An 18,394-nucleotide genomic window follows, 5' to 3' on the forward strand; every position below is an offset into this window, starting at 1 on the left:
TGCCGCCCGCGGAGCGGGGGCACACCCCGGTCGCGGCGGTGACCCGCCGGCTGCCCTCCGGGGCGGTGGTGCACCCGCAGCAGCAGGACGAGCTGCTGCACGTGGTCTCGGCGCTGCAGACCAGCGGGAGCCCGGTCGTGGTGGTCGTCGACGACGCCGGCCGGGTGCGCGGGACCGTCCGCGCCCAGGACCTGCGCGGCCGGTGAGGCCGGCGAGGGCACCGGCGGCGCGCACCTACACTGGCCGGTCGTGACCCCGCCCCACCCCGACGCCGCCGAGCCCACCCCGCCCGCCGAGCCCGCCGAGCCCGCCGAGCCCGCTGTGGGAGCTGACCGCCGGCGCGGCCCGTTCCGGGTGGGCGACCAAGTGCAGCTCACCGACCCGCGGGGGCGGATGCACACCATCACGCTCGTGGCCGGCGGCCAGTTCCACACCCACCGCGGACACATCCGGCACGACGACCTGATCGGTGCCCCCGACGGCACCGTCGTGCGGCACAGCGCCGGCACCGACTACCTGGCGCTGCGGCCGCTGCTGGCCGACTACGTGCTGTCGATGCCGCGTGGGGCCCAGGTCGTCTACCCCAAGGACGCGGGGCAGATCGTGCAGATGGGCGACGTCTTCCCCGGTGCCCGGGTGGTCGAGGCGGGCGTGGGGTCGGGCGCGTTGAGCATGTCGCTGCTGCGGGCGGTGGGTGGGCACGGGCGGCTGGTCAGCGTCGAGCGGCGGGAGGACTTCGCCGACATCGCCCGCGCCAACGGCCGGGCGTTCTTCGGCCAGGACCACCCCGCGTGGACGGTCACCGTGGGTGACCTGGTGGAGGTGCTGCCGGAGACCGTGCCCGACGGCAGCATCGACCGCGTGGTGCTCGACATGCTCGCGCCGTGGGAGTGCCTGGAGGTGGTGGGGCGGGCGCTGGCCCCCGGTGGGGTGCTGGTCTGCTACGTCGCCACCGCCACCCAGCTGTCACGGGTGGCCGAGGCGGCCCGCGACCACGGCGGCTACACCGAGCCGCGGGCGTGGGAGTCGCTGGTCCGCGACTGGCACCTGGAGGGCCTCGCGGTGCGGCCGGAGCACCGGATGCACGGCCACACCGGGTTCCTGCTCACCACGCGCCGGCTCGCGCCGGGGACCACCCCACCGCCGCGGCGCCGCCGGCCGGCCAAGGGTGCCTACGGCGAGGACTACGCACCGCCCGCCGAGCAGGCGTGGAGCGCCGAGGAGGTCGGCGAGCGGCCGGTGTCGGACAAGAAGGTGCGCCGGGTGCGGCGGGAGGCCGAGCGACGCGCCGGCCAGGCCGGCCACCCCGGCGACGGCGAGCCGACCGACACGGACGGGAACTAGGGCGGTCGGTGTGGGCGTTGCGGGTTAGGTTGGGGTGACGAGGCAGAAGGAGGCACCGTGACGCAGACACCGCAGCCTCCCGGACACGACGGCCGCGAGGCGCACGAGCCGGGCGGACAGGACCGGCCCCCGCCAGGCGGTAGCGGCCCCGGCCGTACCCGCCGGCTGGAGCAGCAGGTGCTGCACCTGCAGACCCGGCTGGGGGCGCTGCAGGCGCAGAACGAGCGGCTGGCCGACACGCTGCGCGAGGCCCGCGCCCAGATCGTCGCGCTCCGCGAGGACCTGGACACCATGGCCACCCCGCCGCTGACGCACGCGCTCGTGGTGGCCCGCAACGACGACGGCACCCTCGACCTGGCCGCCGGCGGCCGCAAGCTGCGCACCAGCGCCACCTCCCAGGTGCCGGTCGAGGAGCTCGTGCCCGGCCGGGAGGTGCTGCTCAACGACACCCAGACGGTGGTCGGCGTGGCCGGCTTCGAGCAGGCCGGTGACGTGGTCACGGTCAAGGAGGTGCTCGGGGAGGACCGGGTGCTGGTGCTGGTGCGCGGCGAGGACGAGCGGGTCTGCCGGGTGGCCGGGTCGCTGCGCGGCCAGCCGTTCCGGGTCGGTGACGGCCTGCTGCTGGACTCCCGGTCGGGGTTCGTCTACGAGCGGATCGCCAAGCCCGAGGTCAGCGAGCTGGTCCTCGAGGAGGTGCCTGACATCGCCTACGAGGACATCGGTGGCCTGGCCCGCCAGATCGAGCAGATCAAGGACGCGGTCGAGCTGCCGTTCCTGCACACCGAGCTCTACGCCGAGCACCAGCTGCGGCCGCCCAAGGGCGTCCTGCTCTACGGTCCCCCCGGCTGCGGCAAGACCCTCATCGCCAAGGCGGTCGCCGCGTCGCTGGCCAGGCAGACCGCCTTGCAGCGCGGCCAGCCCGAGACCACGAGCTACTTCCTCAACATCAAGGGCCCGGAGCTGCTCAACAAGTACGTCGGCGAGACCGAGCGCCACATCCGGATGATCTTCCAGCGGGCCCGGGAGAAGTCGGCCGACGGTTCCCCCGTCGTGGTGTTCTTCGACGAGATGGAGTCCCTGTTCCGCACCCGCGGCTCCGGGGTGTCCTCCGACGTGGAGACCACGATCGTGCCGCAGCTGCTGGCCGAGATCGACGGCGTGGAGCGCCTCGACAACGTCATCGTCATCGGCGCCTCCAACCGGGAGGACATGATCGACCCGGCGATCCTGCGGCCCGGCCGGCTGGACGTGAAGGTCAAGATCGAGCGGCCCGACGCCGAGAGCGCCCGGGACATCTTCAGCAAGTACCTCACCGCGGACGTGCCGCTGCACGAGCACGACCTGTCCGAGCGCCGCGGGGACCGCCAGGCGACCGTGGAGGCGATGATCGCCGCGGTCGTGGAGCGGATGTACGCCCAGATCGAGGAGAACAAGTTCCTCGAGGTCACCTACGCCGGTGGTGACAAGGAGATCCTGTACTTCAAGGACTTCAACTCCGGGGCGATGATCCACAACATCGTCGACCGCGCCAAGAAGATGGCGATCAAGGAGCTGCTCACCTCCGGCTCGCACGGGCTGCGGCTGGAGCACCTGCTGCGGGCCTGTGAGGACGAGTTCAAGGAGAACGAGGACCTGCCCAACTCGACCAACCCCGACGACTGGGCCCGCATCTCGGGCAAGAAGGGGGAGCGGATCGTCTACATCCGCACCCTCGTCGCCGGCAAGGACGGCGCGGGCGCTGCCCCGGGCCGGGCCATCGAGCGGGGCAGCACCGGGCAGTACCTCTGACCGCTCGGCGGCCGCTCCCGGTCCGAGAAGGTCAGCGCCGTCGCAACCGGGTCGCCAGCCGGGCCAGCAGCCGCCAGCCGGGTAGCAGCGCCAGCAGCACCACGGCGGCGACGACGACGAAGGCCGGCGCGGTGCCCGCGCCCAGCAGCGCCCGCAGGGCCATCCCGCCGATCAGGGTGGTGCCGGCGAGCAGTACGCCCTCCCGGAGTGACCCGGCCGGGACGAGGTCCGGGCGCCACCGGAGCAGCCCCCATCCGAGCCCGAGCCCGACGAGGAACGGCCCGGCCGTGGCCAGCACCCCGCCCGGGCTGAGCGCCTCGGCGTGCGAGGCGCGCCCGGTCGCGGCGAAGACCAGCACGGCGGCGGCGTCCACCCCGGCGCGCCACAGCGCAGCGAGCCGGGTGCGGGTGACAGCAGTGGCGGGCTCGGCGGTGTGCCGTGTCAGGGACGGGACCATGGCCCCATCATCGCAGTCGGCGAGTATCTTGATGTCGAGATAGTGCACTGAGGGCGTGGACGAGGAGGCACCGATGGTGGGGACGGCTGGTCGTGGCGGGCCGCAGTGGGACCCGGAGGAGTACGGCCGCTACGCGGGGGAGCGGGGCCGGCCGTTCCAGGACCTGGTGGCCCGGGTGGGGGCGGAGCAGCCCCGGGACGTGGTGGACCTCGGGTGCGGGCCGGCGACCCTCACCGCGACGCTGTGCCAGCGCTGGCCCGCTGCCCGTGTGCTCGGCGTGGACAGCTCGGCGGAGATGCTCGCCCGTGCCGAGGACGCCCGCCGGGGTGGGGCGGGTGACCGGCTGCGGCTCGAGCGGGCCGACGCCTGGGACTGGGCCCGCGCCCACGACGTGCCCGGCGGCGCGGTGGACGTCGTCGTGGCCAACGCGCTGCTGCAGTGGGTACCGCGGCAGCTGCAGCTGCTGCCGGTGCTGCTGGGGGTGCTGCGGCCCGGGGGCTGGCTGGCCGTGCAGGTGCCGGGCAACCACGACGCGGCCAGCCACGTGCTGCTGCGGGAGGTCGCCGGCCGCGAGCCGTACGCCCAGCACACCACCGAGGCCCGGCGGCGGGAGCCGCTCCCCGGCCCGGGCGACTACCTCGACACCCTGCTGCGGGCAGGCGCCACCGCGCCCGACGTCTGGGAGACCACCTACCTGCACCTGCTCACCGGGGCGGACCCGGTGCTGCGGTGGATGACCGGCACCGGGGCCCGCCCGGTCCTGCAGGCGCTGCCGGAGCAGCTGCGCGAGCCGTTCCTGGCCGACTACGGCGCGGCGCTGCGGGCGGCCTACCCGCCGGGGCCGCACGGCACGGTGCTGCCGTTCCGGCGGGTGTTCGCCGTCGCCCGGCGGCCGGTGGCCGGCTGAGCCGTCCCGCGGGCTGGGCGCCGCCCTCGACGGTGGGCCGCCCCCGGCGTCGCCCGGTGAACAGCCGTTCACTATGATGGTGAACGCCCGTTCACCCATTCCGCTCGACCGTACCCCGGAGCCCCACCAGCCGTGACCAGTACCGCCACGCCGCCCGCCGCGCCCTCGACCCCCCCGGCCACCGACCGCGGCGGCGGTCCCTCGACCGGGCTGGTGATCACCGTGCTGGCGCTCTGCGGCACGCTGGTCTCGCTGCAGCAGACGCTGGTGCTGCCGCTGCTGCCGGACTTCCCCGAGATCCTGGGCACCTCGGCCGAGAACGCCTCCTGGCTGGTCACCGCCACCCTGCTGGCCGGGGCGGTGGGGACCCCGATCGTGTCCCGGCTGGCGGACATGATGGGCAAGCGGCTGATGATGCTGGTCTGCCTGGGGGCGGTGATCGTGGGCTCGGTGGTCAGCGCGCTGAGCGCCTCGCTGCCGCTGGTGATCACCGGGCGCGCACTGGCCGGGCTCGGCTCCTGCCTGGTGCCGGTCGGCATCAGCATCATGCGGGACCAGCTCCCGGCGGACCGGGTGGGCTCGGGCGTGGCGCTGATGAGCGCCACCCTCGGGATCGGCGGCGCCGTCGGGATGCCGCTGGCCGGCGTCATCTACCGCGGGTTCGACTGGCACGCGCTGTTCGTGGTCTCCGGCGGCTTCGCGGTCGTGATGTTCCTCGCGGTGCTGCTGATCGTGCCCGAGTCGAGGGTCCGCACCCGCGGCCGGTTCGACTACGGCGGCGCGCTGCTGCTCTCGGTTGCACTGACCTGCCTGCTGCTGCCGATCTCCAAGGCGGGGGCCTGGGGCTGGCAGGACGAGAAGGTGGTCGGCCTGCTGCTGGCCTCGGTGCTGGTGTTCGCGGTGTGGGTGCCGATGGAGCTGCGCGCCGGGCAGCCCCTGGTCGACATCCGCACCTCGGTGCGGCGGACGGTGCTGCTGACCAACACCGCCTCGATCCTCATCGGGTTCGGCATGTTCACCAACTTCCTCACCAGCGCCCAGCAGCTGCAGATGCCGCGGGAGAGCGGCTACGGCCTGGGGCTGTCGGTGGTCGCCACCGGGCTGGCGCTGCTGCCCGGCGGGCTGCTCATGGTGCTGATGTCGCCGGTCGCCGCCGGGCTGATCCGCCGCTACGGGCCGCGGCTGATGCTGATCAGCGGCGCGGTGGCGCTGGCCGTCGGGTTCGTGCTGCGCGTCTTCCTGCACGGCTCGCTGGTGGAGATCCTGCTCGCCAACGCCGTGGGGTCGATCGGCACCGCGCTGGCGTTCGCCTCGATGCCCACCCTCATCATGCGCTCGGTGCCGATCACCGAGACCGCCTCGGCGAACGGCCTCAACACGCTGCTGCGGGCCATCGGCACCTCGACGGCCAGCGCCACCGTGGCGGCGGTGCTGACGATGAGCACGATGCCCGCGGGCGCCACCGGTGCCGAGACCGCGGTGCCCACGCTGGGGGCCTACCAGACGACGTTCTGGCTCGGCGCGGTGGCGGCCCTGGTCGGCGCCACCATCGCCGGGTTCATCCGGCGGCCGGTGCGGGCCACCGAACGGGCCGTGACACCGGGGGAGGACCTGTCACCGGAGCGGCACCAGGTCAAGGCCGAGGGCACCGGCACCGAGCTCATCGTGCGGGGGCTGGTCACCACCGACACCGAGCCGCCGCGCCCGATCCGGCAGGCCGTCGTCACGGTGCTGCACCCGGACGGCCGGCACGTCGACTGGGGGCGCACCGACGGCGAGGGGCGGTTCGCGCTCGCGCTGCCAGAGGAGGGGACCTACCTGGTGGTCGCCTCGGCCGACGGGTGGGCGCCGCAGTCCGGACTGGTGCGGCTGGACGAGCGCGGCATCGACCGGATCCGGATGCACCGGCGGCTGACGCTCACCGGCGTGGTGACCGACGACGGCGAGCCGCTGCCCGGGGTGATGCTCTCGCTGATCCGCCACGCCGGCGACTACGTCGCCACCACCCACACCCGGGAGGACGGCAGCTACGAGCTGGGGCTGCCGCCGCCGGGCCGCTACGTGCTGACCGTCGTCGACACCGAGCGGCACCGCACCCGGTCGCGGGCGGTCCAGGTCGGCTCCACGTCGGCCACGCTGGACATCGACGTCGTGACCGGCGCGCCGCGGGAGCGGAGCACGGCGTGACCGAGGCCGCGACCCGGGAGCGGGTGCTGCAGGTGGCCCGGCGGCTGTTCGGGGAGCGCGGCTATGCCGCCGTGACGATCCGTGAGGTGGCCGCCGAGGCCGGGATCAGCCCGGCCATGGTGATGAAGGTGGCCGGCTCGAAGGAGCAGCTCTACGCCGACGCCACCCCGCTGGAGCCGGCGCCGCTGGACGCCGGGCGCCCGATCGCCGGGATGGGCCCGCTGCTGGTGCGGCGGATGCTGGACCGGCGCGACCAGGAGGTGGCCGAGCCGTGGCTGCGCGCCCTCTACCTGCTGCACGGGGCCCCGGACCCCGACGCGGCCCGCCGCGAGTTCCGCGAGCGCTTCCTGTCCCGGTTCGCCGGCGCCGACCTGGAGCGGCGGCACCGGGCGGACCTGGCCGCCTGCATGCTGATCGGGCTGGCCGCCGGGATCCGGTCGTTCCGGCTGCTTCCGCCGGAGGAGGTCGACCCCGAGCAGGTCGTGGCCGAGTACGGCCCGCTGGTGCAGCAGCTGCTCGACGGGCTCACCGCGCCGGGGACCGAGCTGCCCGCCCCGCCCCGGGTCGACGACGAGGAGCCCAGCCCCGGCTCCTAGGCTCACGGTATGAGCACGCGCCGGATCATGGGGCTGGAGACCGAGTACGGCATCACCCTGCCCGGCGACACCAGCATCACCCCGATGGTGCTGTCGGGTCTGGTGGTCCGCGGCTACGTCGCGGGCGCCGGGCCCGGGGCGGCGCTGCCCACCGGCGCCGGCTGGGACTACGCCGACGAGACGCCGCTGCGGGACGCCCGCGGGTTCGAGATGGCCCGGGCGCTGGCCGACGTCAGCCAGCTCACCGACGTCGAGGACCCCACGACCGCCAACTCGGTGCTGGCCAACGGCGCCCGGCTCTACGTGGACCACGCCCACCCCGAGTACTCCAGCCCGGAGGTGACCGGCCCCCGCGACGCGGTCCGGTGGGACCGCGCGGGGGAGCTGGTGATGCTGCGGGCCGCCCGCACCTTGGCGGCCGAGGGGTTGCCGGTGCGCCTCTACAAGAACAACGTGGACGGCAAGGGCGCCTCGTACGGCACCCACGAGAACTACCTGCTGCCCCGGACGGTGCCGTTCGAGTCGATCGTGCGGGCGATGCTGCCCTACCTGGTCGCGCGGCAGGTGCTCTGCGGGGCCGGCCGGGTCGGCCTGGGCCAGGCGTCGCAGCAGCCGGGGTTCCAGATCAGCCAGCGGGCCGACTACATCGAGGCCGACGTGGGGCTGGAGACCACGCTGCGCCGCCCGCTGGTCAACACCCGCGACGAGCCGCACGCTGCCGCCGACCGCTACCGGCGGCTGCACGTCATCGCCGGGGACGCGACCCTCGCCGACGTCGGCACCCTGCTCAAGACCGGTGTCACCAGCCTCGTGCTGCGGCTGGTCGAGGACGGCGTCAGCGCGGTCCCGCAGCTGGACCTGGCCGACCCGGTCGCTGCGGTGCGCCAGGTCAGCCACGACCCCGCGGTGCAGGCCAAGGTCGAGCTGGCCGACGGCCGGTGGATGACCGCGCTGGACATCCTGGGCGGCTACCGCGAGGCGGTGCAGACCGCGCTGGACCGGCAGCGGCCCGGCTGGGAGGCGGACGCCGAGACGCTGGAGGTGCTGGGCTGGTGGGACGAGGTCACCGACCGGCTCCGACGGGACCCCCGCAGCTGCGCCGGGGTCGTGGACTGGGCCACCAAGTGGGAGCTGCTGGAGCGGTACCGCGACCGGGACGGCCTGGCCTGGAACGACCCCCGGCTGGCGGCGATCGACATCCAGTACTCCGACCTGGACCCCGCCCGCGGCCTGGCCGCCCGGATGCGTGCCGCCGGGCGGCTGCGCACCCTGGTGTCCGACGAGGACGCCGAGGCCGCCGTGCTCAGTGCCCCGGCCGACACCCGGGCCTGGTTCCGCGGCGCGTGCGTGCGCCGGCACGCCGACGAGCTGCGCGCCGCCTCCTGGGACTCGGTCGTGTTCGCGCTGGGCAGGCGGCTGCACCGGGTGAGCATGCCCGAGCCGGCCGGCCACACCCGCGCGCACTGCGCCGACCTGCTCGAGCGGCACGACTCGGCCGAGGGGCTGCTCGAGGCGATGGGCGTCCTCGGGAGCGACTAAGGTCGGGAGAGCAGCAGGTCCACTGCCCGCGAGCCGGGCCGAGACGTCGGAGGTGAGGACCGTGGCAGGTCAGCAGCAGCAGCCGCGGCGGCGCGAGGAGGAGCAGCCGCCGCCCGAGGACGACCGCGGGCCCGACGGTGCCGCACCCGGGCAGGCGCGCGACCAGGGCCGGGAGCAGGAGGTGGACGACCTGCTGGACGAGATCGACGGCGTCCTGGAGCACAACGCCGAGGAGTTCGTCCACGGGTTCGTGCAGAAGGGCGGGCAGTGAGCGGCGCGGTCCCCGACAGCCGGCGCCTGCCCGCGTCCTTCCTGGCGACCGGTAGCAGCTCGTTCAGCGAGTTCCTGGGCGCGCACGCCCCGCAGCTGCTCCCCGGGGCGGGGCTGCCCGAGCAGGGCCGCGTCGACGTGCCGCACGGCACCACGATCGTCGCGCTGACCTTCGCCGACGGCGTGGTGCTGGTCGGTGACCGGCGGGCCACGATGGGCAGCTTCATCGCCAACCGCGACATGGAGAAGGTGTTCTCCGCTGACGAGTACTCCGCGGTGGGCATCGCCGGCACGGCCGGCGTCGCGGTCGAGATGGTCAAGCTGTTCCAGGTCGAGCTCGAGCACTACGAGAAGATCGAGGGCACCCTGCTCTCGGTGGAGGGCAAGGCCAACCGGCTGGCCGCGATGATCCGCGGCAACCTCGGCAACGCGATGCGGGGGCTGTCGGTGGTGCCGCTGTTCGTGGGCTACGACCTGGAGACCCGCAGCGGCCGCATCTTCAGCTACGACCTCACCGGCGGCTGCTACGAGGAGCAGCGCCACCACAGCGTCGGCTCCGGCTCGCTGTTCGCCCGGGGCGCGCTGAAGAAGCTCTGGCACCCCGGCCTGGCCGAGGACCAGGCGGTCGACGTGGCGGTCGAGGCGCTCTACGACGCCGCCGACGACGACTCCGCCACCGGCGGGCCCGACCTGGGGCGGGGGATCTGGCCCACCTGCGCGGTCGTGACGGCCGGCGGGGTCCGGTTCGTCACGGACGACCGGCTGGAGGAGCTGGTCACCGCCCTGCTCGCCCGCCGCCGCTCCAACCCGGGAGGTGCCCGATGACGCTGCCGATGTACGTCTCGCCCGAGCAGCTGATGAAGGACCGGGCGGACTACGCCCGCAAGGGCATCGCCCGCGGCCGCTCGGTCCTGGTCCTCAGCTACCGCACCGGGATCGCCCTGGTGGCGGAGAACCCCTCCACCACGCTGCACAAGGTCTCCGAGCTCTACGACCGGATGGCCTTCGCCGCGGTCGGCAAGTACAACGAGTTCGAGAACCTGCGGGTGGCCGGGATCCGCTACGCCGACCTGCGCGGCTACTCCTACGACCGCAGCGACGTGACCGCCCGCGGGCTCGCCAACGCCTACGCGCAGACGCTGGGGACCATCTTCACCCAGGAGTCCAAGCCCTACGAGGTGGAGATCGCCGTCGCGCAGGTGGGGCAGCGGCCCGAGGACGACCAGATCTTCCGGCTCACCTACGACGGGTCGGTGACCGACGAGCCCGGCTTCGTGGCGATGGGCGGTGCCAGCGAGGAGCTCACCGGCCAGCTGCGGGAGCGGTTCACCCCCGGGAGCAGCACCCTCAAGGAGGCGCTCGCCCTGGCGATGGCCGTCCTGGGCGGGTCGGCCGAGGAGCGCCAGCTGGACGCTGGGCAGCTGGAGGTGGCGGTGCTGGACCGGCGCCGGCCACGCCGGGCGTTCCGGCGGCTGCGCGGGCCGCTGCTGGAGTCGCTGCTGGACCAGGCCGACCCCACCGCGGACGTGCCGACCGTCGACGACGCCCGCCCCGGCCCGCACGACACGCTGACCGGGGAGGCGCCCGAGCGCCCGGAGCGCTCCGACGGGCGGGAGCACACCAACCCGCAGACGCAGCACCCGGGCGAGGAGCACCAGGACCCGCAGGACCAGCACGGCCCCGGGGCCGGCGGGGGCTCGACGGAGGGCCAGGAGACGTAGGCTGGCCGCATGGAGCGCCGCATCTTCGGGATCGAGACCGAGTTCGGCGTCACCTGCGCATTCACCGGGGAGCGCCGGCTGGCGGCGGACGAGGTCGCCCGCTACCTGTTCCGCAAGGTGGTCAGCTGGGGCCGTTCCAGCAACGTCTTCCTCGGCAACGGCTCCCGGCTGTACCTGGACGTGGGCTCGCACCCGGAGTACGCCACCGCAGAGTGCGACGACCTGCGCGAGCTGGTCGCCCACGACAAGGCCGGCGAGGCCATCCTGCACGACCTGGCCCTCGACGCCGAGGCACGGATGGCCGAGGAGGGCATCCAGGCGCGGGTGTACGTGCTGAAGAACAACGTCGACTCCCGCGGCAACTCCTACGGCTGCCACGAGAACTACCTCATCGCCCGGCGGGGTGAGCTGTCGCGCATCACCGACACCCTCATCCCGTTCCTCATCACCCGCCAGATCATCGCCGGCGCCGGCCGGCTGCACGTCGCCGGCGACCGGGCCACCTACCTGGTCAGCCAGCGCGCCGACCACATCTGGGACGGGCTCAGCTCGGCGACCACCCGGTCCCGCCCCATCATCAACACCCGCGACGAGCCGCACGCCGACGCCGAGCGGTTCCGCCGGCTGCACGTGATCGTCGGCGACTCGACGATGACGCAGAGCACCACCCTGCTCAAGGTCGGCGCGACCGACCTGGTGCTGAAGATGATCGAGGCCGGCACGCTGCAGCGCGACCTCACCCTGGACAACCCGATCCGGGCGATCCGCGACATCAGCCGGGACACGACCGGCAGCCTGCCGCTGGCGATGGCCGGTGGCCGGCGGATGAGCGCGGTGGAGATCCAGTCCGAGCTGCTGGCCCGGGTGGTCCGCTACGCCGAGGCCAGCGGCCTGGACCAGGTGGAGCCCTACCGGTGGGTGATCGAGCTGTGGGAGCGGACGCTGCACGCCGTGGCCAGCCAGCAGCTGCAGCTGGTCGAGACCGAGATCGAGTGGGTCGCCAAGTGGCGGATGCTGCGCGAGTACGCCGACTCCCACGGCCTGGAGCCGACCGACCCGCGGCTGCAGCAGCTGGACCTGGCCTGGCACGACGTGCATCCCACCCGGGGGGTGCACCAGATCCTGGCCCGCCGCGGCCGCGTCGCCGAGGTCTGCCCGCCCGAGCAGGTGCAGCGGGCCCAGCACACCCCGCCGCAGACCACCCGCGCCCGGCTGCGCGGGGAGTTCGTGCAGGCGGCCCAGGAGCACCGGCGCGACTTCAGCGTCGACTGGGTGCACCTGAAGCTCAACGACGCCGCCCAGCGCACGGTGCTGTGCAAGGACCCGTTCGCCAGCCAGGACCCGCGCGTCACCGACCTCATCAACGTGGTCCGCGGCGGCACCGCGCCCGCGCCCGCCAGGTTGGGGCGTTAGGCTGACCCGGGCTGCGGGGGTCCGCCTGGCTGCGCGCCCGGGCGGCCAGCCGCTACCGGGACCGGGACCGGACCCCCGGGCCGAGACCCACGAGAGACGACAGACAAGGACGACCGTGCCTGCTCCCCGACCGCGCCTGCTGGCCCTGGCCCTGGCGCCGCTGGTGCTCCTCGCCGCCTGCTCCTCCGGTGGGGAGGGCGCCGACGACTCCGCCCTCACCAGCGCCCCCGACGACGCAGCGGTGACCTCAATCCCTCCGACCGGTGACTTCTCCGAGGTCGCGGTGGAGCGCCAGGAGCAGGACGGCGGCGAGGTCCCGGTCATCACCTACCAGGGCGAGCCGATGACCGACGAGGAGGGACAGCCGGCCGACACGCTGCCGCTGTCGGTCGCCGAGACCCAGGTGCGCGAGCTCGCACCCGGCGACGGGGAGCCGGTGCAGCCGGACCAGCACGTCGAGCTGCGCTACCTGGCCGTCAACGCCACCAACGGCAGCGAGGTCGTCTCCACCTTCCCCACTGACGAGCAGGTCGTCATGGACCTCTCCAACGAGTCGCTGCTGCCCGGCTTCCAGGAGCAGCTGCCGGGGGTGCACGCCGGGGCGGAGCTGCTGCTGGCGATGCCCCCCGAGGACGCCTTCGGGGAGCAGGGTTACTCCGAGCTCGGTGTCGGTAGCGGCGACACGCTGCTGTTCTACCTGGAGGTGGTGGGCTCGCACAGCCCGCTGGAGCAGGCCGAGGGCGAGCCGGTGGAGCCGCCCGAGGGGCTGCCCACCGTGGAGGCCGACGGCAGCAGCCCGGCCGAGGTCACCATCCCGGAGGGCGAGGACCCGCCCGAGGAGCTGGTCGTCGAGCCGCTCATCCAGGGCGAGGGCCCGGAGGTGGCCGAGGGCGACCAGGTCACCGTCCACTACACGGGCGTCAAGTGGAGCGACGGCAGCGTCTTCGACTCCTCGCTCGAGGCCGGTGAGCCGTTCGGGTTCCAGGTGGGGGCCAACATGGTCATCCCCGGCTGGGACCAGGGCGTGGTGGGCCAGCGGGTCGGCAGCCGGCTGCTGCTCATCACCCCGCCCGACGTCGCCTACGGCGACGCGCAGGAGGGGCACGAGCTGAAGGAGGAGACCCTGGTCTTCGTCGTCGACATCCTCGACGCCCACTGACCGAGCACGCCACCGACAGAGAGGCAGACCGATGACCGAGCGCAGCAAGCCCGAGGTGGAGTTCCCCGGGGACACCCCGCCGGGGGACCTCGTCGTCGAGGACATCATCGAGGGCGAGGGCCCGGAGGCGACCGAGGGTGCCATCGTGCAGGCCCACTACGTCGGGGTCTCCTGGTCCACCGGCGAGGAGTTCGACGCCTCCTGGAACCGCGGCACGCCGCTGTCGTTCCAGGTCGGTGTCGGCCAGGTCATCCAGGGCTGGGACCAGGGGCTGCTCGGGATGCGCGTCGGCGGGCGCCGCCGCATCGTCATCCCGCCGCACCTCGGCTACGGCGACCAGGGCGCGGGCGCGGTCATCAAGCCCGGCGAGACGCTGATCTTCGTGGTCGACCTGGAGGGCGTCAGCTGAGCAGCCCTGCCGCGTGACGCCCGGCCGCCGCCGCGGCCAGGAACGCGGCCGGGTCCTGCTCCAGGCCCCGCCCCATCGTCGACAGCCGGACCGGGCAGGCGGCCAGCGCCTCCCGCAGGCCGGTCACCGGCACCGGCCGGCCCCGCAGGTGGGGGGCGTCGGCGAGCAGCTGCTCGCACTGGGCGTCGACCCGGGCGGCCAGCTCCGCGGGCACCCCGTCCGCGCCGTCGAAGTCCGGGACCACCAGGTCGGCCGGCCGGGCCAGCACCCGCCCGTACGCGGTGCGGCTGTGGTGGGAGACCCCCTGGTGCCGCTCGCGGGGGTCGGCCTGCGAGACGCGCAGCGCCGCCACCGGACGCCCACCCAGGACCGCGGCCGCGTTGAGCGCCTCACCGGCGGCGACCCCGGAGAACCCCCACCGGGTGCCGGTCCCGAGGTTCCCCGGCCCCTGCACGACGACTGCCACGTCGGCGCCGCTGACCAGCCGGGCCGCCAGCAGCCCGGTGTGCACGGTCGCGGCCTCCAGGTCGCCGCCGAAGGCCTGCCCGGTGGTGACCACGCTGGCCAGCCACCCCGCCTCCCGCAGCGCGCCGGCGGTGCGGGAGAACGCCGCGGGCAGCGCCCCGCCGTCGGTCATCACGTACGCCACCCGGGCCTGCGGCCGCGTCAGCCGCAGCCCGGCCAGCACCGCCGGCAGGCTGGAGTGCAGGTCGGCCGCGACCACCGGCATGCCCGCGATGTCGTCGGCCTCGGCCAGGGCGGTGTGGTGCTCGCTCTCCTGCTCGTCGACGCCCAGCACCATCGCCTGCAGCGGGGTGTAGCGGGCCTTGACCAGGTGTCCCGGGGCGACCGGCGCCGGCCCCACCGGAGGCAGCCGGTCCGGCAGCGCCACGACCATGGCCAGCCCGCCGGTGCCCAGGTCGCGCTCGAGCGCGTTGCCGTTGAGCAGGACCCGGTCGCCGGGGGCGGGCTCGCCGACCAGGTCGGTGTAGGCCAGCGCCCGCACCCTCCCCTCACCGGAGGCGACGGCAACCTCGACGGCGCCCGGTCGCCGGTCCAGCACCTGGGCCACCACGCCCTCGCGCCATCGGATCACCAGGGCAGGGTAGCGGCACGCCGCGGGACCGGGGGCGCGTCCCCGCCGGTCAGGTAGCGTGCGACCCATGGCCCGTCCCAGCCCGGCAGCGACCAAGACCGAGCGGTTGCTCAACCTCGTGATCGCGCTGCTGGCCACCCGGGCGCCGATGTCCAAGGCCCGTATCCGGCAGGCGGTCCCGCAGTACCAGGACAGCTCCGACGAGGCCTTCGACCGGATGTTCGAGCGGGACAAGGACGAGCTACGGGAGCTGGGCATCCCGCTGCGGACCGAGCCGGTCGACGCCTACTTCGACGACGAGCCCGGCTACCGCATCGACCGCCGCGAGTACGCGCTGCCGGAGATCGCCTTCGAGCCCGACGAGCTGGCCGTCATCGGCCTGGCCAGCCGGGCCTGGTCCCAGGCCGCGCTGGCGGGCCCCGCCGCCCGCGCGGTCCGCAAGCTGCAGGCCGCCGGTGTGGCGACCGAGCATGCCTCGGTGCCGGGCATCGAGCCGCTGCTGCACACCACCGAGCCCTCCTTCGACACGGTCCGCGCCGCGGTGCTGGCGCGGCAGGAGGTCACCTTCGACTACCGCGGCGCCGGCCAGGGCGGGGTGACCGCCCGGCAGGTGCAGCCGTGGGCGCTCACCTCCTGGCACGGCCGGTGGTACCTGACCGGTCACGACCTGGACCGGCAGGCGCCCCGGGTGTTCCGGCTGGACCGGATCGAGGGGCCGGTGCGGACGCGCGGCGGGCCCGGCCGCTACCCAGTGCCCGAGCACGACCCTCGCGAGATGATCACCGCCAGCGCGCGCACCGGGGAGCCCATCAGCGCCACCGTCGCCGTCGCCGAGGGCCACGGCCACATGCTGCGGCGGCGTGCGGTGGACGTCTCGCCGGGGGAGGAGGGGTGGGACCTGGTGCGGTTCGCCGACGCCGATGCCGCGGGGCTGGTGGAAGAGGTCGCCTCGCTCGGCCCCCGGGCGCGGGTGGTGGAGCCGCAGCTGCTCGCGGCGCAGGTGCGCGAGCGGCTGCAGGCCGTCCTGGCTGCCCACGAGCGGCCGGGGGCGGCCGAGCCGTCGGAGGAGGAGCGGGCATGACCCGGACCACGCACCGCCAGGAGTCGGCCACCGACCGGCTGGCCCGGCTGCTGACGATGGTGCCCTGGCTGCTGCAGCGGCAGGGCATCGACCTGGCCGAGGCCGCCGAGGAGCTCGGCGTCGACCAGGAGCAGATCGTGGCCGACCTGCAGCTGCTGTTCGTCTGCGGCACCCCCGGGCACCTACCCGACGACCTGATCGAGGCCTCCTGGGAGGGCGGCCGGGTGCACCTGGGCAACGCCGACACCATCGCCCGTCCGCTGCGGCTGACCCGCGACGAGGCGCTGGCGCTCATCGTCGCGCTGCGCGCGCTGGCGGAGGTGCCCGGTATCGAGGAGCACGACTCGATCGACCGCGCGCTGGCCAAGCTGTCCGCGGCGGCGGGCGAGGAGGCCGGTGGCGCCGAGCAGGTCCAGGTCGACCTCGGCCTCGACGACACGGAGCAGCAGGTGCTGCGGACCCTGCGCCGGGGGCTGGAGGAGCGACGCCGGCTGCACCTGCGCTACCTGGTCACCCGCCGCGACGAGCGCACGGAGCGCGACGTGGACCCGATGCGGGTGCTGACCGCTGACGGCCGCTGGTACCTGGAGGCCTGGTGCCACCGCGCCACCGACGTGCGGATGTTCCGGCTGGACCGGATCGAGGAGGTGCAGCTGCTGGACGCCGATGGCACGCCGCCGCCGCAGGCGCGGTCACGAGCCGTCGGGCCGGGGGTGTTCCAGCCTTCCGAGGACGACGTCGCCGTCGAGCTGCTGCTCGCCCCCCCGGCGGCGTGGGTCGCCGAGAACTTCCCCGTCGAGTCCGCGGAGCGCCGCGCCGACGGGTCGGTCCACGTGGTGCTGCGCACCGCTGACCTGGGCTGGGTGCGCCGGCTCGTGTGGCGGCTCGGCGGCCACGCGCGGGTGCTGCTGCCCGAGGTGCTCGCCGAGGATGTCGTCGCCGGGGCCCGGGAGGCGCTGGCGTAGACTGGCAGCGACCCGGCCGGGAGCGCGCACTCGGTCCCGACGCGATGACGAGCAGGGAGCAACCATGCTGAGGAACGTCAGCCTGTGGCAGCTGGCCATCATCGTCCTGGCGATCGTGATCCTGGTCGGCTGGAAGCGGCTGCCCGACATGGCACGCAGCGTCGGCCGCTCGATGCGGGTCTTCAAGTCCGAGGTCGACCAGCTGCACGGGTCCCGCGACGACGAGGACCGGGACGGCGACGTCGAACCCGATGACGGCCGCGGCAGCACCGGCCGCCGCGAGCCCGGTGGTGCCAGCGATCGGCCCCGCCCGCTGGAGGGTGAGGTGCAGGAGCCCGAGGCTGACCTCCGGACCCCGGGCCAGGAGCGCGCCGACGCGGCAGCCCGCCGGGACGACGACCGTCCCGCCGGCTGACGCCGGACGCCCCCACCCGACGTGCTCCGCCTGCGCCGGCGCCCCCGCGACCCCGAGGGGCGGATGTCGCTGGGCGACCACCTGCGCGAGCTGCGCAACCGGCTGCTCGTCTCGGTCGTCGCGGTCCTGCTGTGCGCCGTCGTCGGCTGGGTCTACTACGAGGAGCTGTTCAGCTTCATCCTGGAGCCGATCCGGAACGTGCGGGACGCGCGCGGCGACGCCCTGGTCAACCTCAACTTCGGCAGCGGCATCACCCAGCCGTTCGCCGTGCAGATGCGGGTAGCGATCTTCGTCGGCATCGTGCTGGGCAGCCCGGTGTGGATCTGGCAGCTGTGGGCCTTCCTGCTACCCGGCCTGCACCGTGCGGAGCGTCGCACCGCGCTGGCCTTCTTCGCCGCGGCGGTCCCGCTGTTCTTCGCCGGCTGCCTGCTGGCGGCGTGGTCACTGCCCCGGACCGTCGCGATCCTGCTGTCGTTCACCCCGGCGGGCACGGCCAACCTGCAGGACGCGATGGGCTACCTCAACTTCATCCTCTACTTCGTGGTGGCCTTCGGGGTGGCCTTCCTGATGCCGGTGCTGCTGGTGGGCGCGAACGTGCTGCGGATCCTGCCGGCTCCGGTGATGTTGCGCGGATGGCGGGTGGCCGTGCTGCTCATCCTGGTGTTCTGTGCGCTGGCGACCCCCGACCCCAGCGCCTGGACCATGCTGGCGCTGGCCGCTCCCATGGTGGTGCTCTACTTCGGGGCGGTCGGCGTGTCGTTCCTGCTGGAGCGCCGCCGGCGCCGCCGCGAACCGGACTGGCTGGCCACGCCCGACGACCGCGCCAGCGCGCTGTGACCGGCTGGCTGGTGCGGTGACCACGCCGCCCGGGCCGTGGCGGGTCGCGGTGCTGCACGGTGCCCGCACCGGACGCGGTCGTCAGCTGGGCGCCCACGTGATCGAGCGGATCGCGGCCGCCGGGCACCAGGTGCGGCCGCTGCGCACCACCGGCCGGGAGGAGGCGGGGGTGGCCTGCCGCGCGTACGTGCCGGTGTCGCTGTGGCGGCG

19 protein-coding genes and 1 pseudogene are annotated in these 18,394 nt (G+C 74.4%); 18 read left to right on the plus strand and 2 right to left on the minus strand.

Annotated elements, in window-relative coordinates; all coding sequences use genetic code 11:
- The 3 genes and pseudogenes from GFJ45_RS16365 to arc all read left to right on the plus strand — a co-directional run.
- Window positions 1-206, plus strand: a pseudogene (locus tag GFJ45_RS16365) (site-2 protease family protein); the annotation flags it as partial.
- A 43-nt stretch (window positions 207-249) separates the two neighbouring features.
- Complete coding sequence (locus GFJ45_RS10365; RefSeq protein WP_153396884.1) at window positions 250-1,344, plus strand: tRNA (adenine-N1)-methyltransferase; 1,095 nt, start codon at window positions 250-252, stop codon at window positions 1,342-1,344.
- Window positions 1,345-1,521: 177 nt separating this feature from the next.
- Window positions 1,522-3,132 (plus strand): proteasome ATPase, encoded by a 1,611-nt coding sequence (gene arc, locus GFJ45_RS10370; RefSeq protein ID WP_228386841.1) that lies wholly within the window; start codon window positions 1,522-1,524, stop codon window positions 3,130-3,132.
- Window positions 3,133-3,163: 31 nt separating this feature from the next.
- Here the strand turns inward: arc and GFJ45_RS10375 are convergent, their stop codons facing one another.
- On the minus strand, window positions 3,164-3,589 hold the full coding sequence (locus GFJ45_RS10375; RefSeq protein ID WP_153396888.1) for a DUF3054 domain-containing protein: 426 nt from the start codon (window positions 3,587-3,589) through the stop codon (window positions 3,164-3,166).
- Between the two features lie 55 nt (window positions 3,590-3,644).
- Between GFJ45_RS10375 and GFJ45_RS10380 the strand changes: the two genes are divergently transcribed.
- The 10 genes from GFJ45_RS10380 (at window position 3,645) to GFJ45_RS10425 (ending at window position 13,790) form a co-directional block, all read left to right on the plus strand.
- Window positions 3,645-4,496, plus strand: a complete 852-nt coding sequence (locus GFJ45_RS10380) for a methyltransferase domain-containing protein (protein ID WP_228386836.1) — start codon at window positions 3,645-3,647, stop codon at window positions 4,494-4,496.
- 132 nt (window positions 4,497-4,628) lie between these two features.
- A complete protein-coding gene (locus GFJ45_RS10385; protein WP_153396891.1) occupies window positions 4,629-6,683 on the plus strand; it encodes an MFS transporter in 2,055 nt (684 codons plus the stop codon).
- On the plus strand, window positions 6,680-7,279 hold the full coding sequence (locus GFJ45_RS10390) for a TetR/AcrR family transcriptional regulator (RefSeq protein WP_153396893.1): 600 nt from the start codon (window positions 6,680-6,682) through the stop codon (window positions 7,277-7,279). The genes GFJ45_RS10385 and GFJ45_RS10390 overlap by 4 nt, the downstream gene beginning before the upstream one ends.
- A 9-nt stretch (window positions 7,280-7,288) precedes the next feature.
- A complete protein-coding gene (gene dop / locus GFJ45_RS10395) occupies window positions 7,289-8,818 on the plus strand; it encodes a depupylase/deamidase Dop (protein ID WP_153396895.1) in 1,530 nt (509 codons plus the stop codon).
- Between the two features lie 61 nt (window positions 8,819-8,879).
- Window positions 8,880-9,089, plus strand: coding sequence for a ubiquitin-like protein Pup (locus tag GFJ45_RS10400; RefSeq protein WP_153396897.1), 210 nt, complete (start codon window positions 8,880-8,882; stop codon window positions 9,087-9,089).
- Window positions 9,086-9,913 carry a proteasome subunit beta gene (gene prcB / locus GFJ45_RS10405; protein ID WP_153396900.1) on the plus strand — a complete coding sequence of 276 codons (828 nt, stop codon included), beginning with the start codon at window positions 9,086-9,088 and terminating at the stop codon, window positions 9,911-9,913. Before GFJ45_RS10400 ends, prcB begins: the two co-directional genes overlap by 4 nt.
- The gene (gene prcA, locus GFJ45_RS10410) at window positions 9,910-10,809 is read left to right on the plus strand and encodes a proteasome subunit alpha (protein WP_153396902.1); all 900 of its coding nucleotides are present in this window, start codon (window positions 9,910-9,912) and stop codon (window positions 10,807-10,809) included. Before prcB ends, prcA begins: the two co-directional genes overlap by 4 nt.
- A 9-nt stretch (window positions 10,810-10,818) precedes the next feature.
- Window positions 10,819-12,222: a Pup--protein ligase gene (gene pafA, locus GFJ45_RS10415; RefSeq protein ID WP_153396904.1), complete on the plus strand. Its 1,404-nt coding sequence runs from the start codon at window positions 10,819-10,821 to the stop codon at window positions 12,220-12,222.
- Between the two features lie 115 nt (window positions 12,223-12,337).
- Window positions 12,338-13,381 (plus strand): FKBP-type peptidyl-prolyl cis-trans isomerase, encoded by a 1,044-nt coding sequence (locus GFJ45_RS10420; RefSeq protein ID WP_153396906.1) that lies wholly within the window; start codon window positions 12,338-12,340, stop codon window positions 13,379-13,381.
- 31 nt (window positions 13,382-13,412) lie between these two features.
- The gene (locus GFJ45_RS10425) at window positions 13,413-13,790 is read left to right on the plus strand and encodes an FKBP-type peptidyl-prolyl cis-trans isomerase (RefSeq protein WP_153396908.1); all 378 of its coding nucleotides are present in this window, start codon (window positions 13,413-13,415) and stop codon (window positions 13,788-13,790) included.
- Here GFJ45_RS10425 and GFJ45_RS10430 read toward each other — a convergent pair.
- Window positions 13,783-14,886 carry a DUF3866 family protein gene (locus GFJ45_RS10430; RefSeq protein ID WP_228386837.1) on the minus strand — a complete coding sequence of 368 codons (1,104 nt, stop codon included), beginning with the start codon at window positions 14,884-14,886 and terminating at the stop codon, window positions 13,783-13,785. The genes GFJ45_RS10425 and GFJ45_RS10430 overlap by 8 nt on opposite strands.
- A gap of 67 nt (window positions 14,887-14,953) precedes the next feature.
- Between GFJ45_RS10430 and GFJ45_RS10435 the strand changes: the two genes are divergently transcribed.
- The 5 genes from GFJ45_RS10435 to GFJ45_RS10455 form a co-directional block, all read left to right on the plus strand.
- Window positions 14,954-15,967, plus strand: a complete 1,014-nt coding sequence (locus GFJ45_RS10435; RefSeq protein WP_153396912.1) for a helix-turn-helix transcriptional regulator — start codon at window positions 14,954-14,956, stop codon at window positions 15,965-15,967.
- Window positions 15,964-16,932, plus strand: coding sequence for a helix-turn-helix transcriptional regulator (locus tag GFJ45_RS10440; protein ID WP_153396914.1), 969 nt, complete (start codon window positions 15,964-15,966; stop codon window positions 16,930-16,932). Before GFJ45_RS10435 ends, GFJ45_RS10440 begins: the two co-directional genes overlap by 4 nt.
- A 64-nt stretch (window positions 16,933-16,996) precedes the next feature.
- Entirely contained in the window at window positions 16,997-17,347 is a 351-nt protein-coding gene (locus tag GFJ45_RS16795) for a twin-arginine translocase TatA/TatE family subunit (RefSeq protein ID WP_228386838.1), read from the plus strand.
- A 21-nt stretch (window positions 17,348-17,368) separates the two neighbouring features.
- Complete coding sequence (gene tatC, locus GFJ45_RS10450; protein WP_228386839.1) at window positions 17,369-18,184, plus strand: twin-arginine translocase subunit TatC; 816 nt, start codon at window positions 17,369-17,371, stop codon at window positions 18,182-18,184.
- Between the two features lie 16 nt (window positions 18,185-18,200).
- On the plus strand, window positions 18,201-18,394 hold a 194-nt coding region (locus GFJ45_RS10455), incomplete at its 3' end, for a hypothetical protein (protein ID WP_228386840.1).

It is taken from the genome of Ornithinicoccus halotolerans (assembly GCF_009602535.1).
GTDB classification, from domain to species: domain Bacteria; phylum Actinomycetota; class Actinomycetes; order Actinomycetales; family Dermatophilaceae; genus Ornithinicoccus; species Ornithinicoccus halotolerans.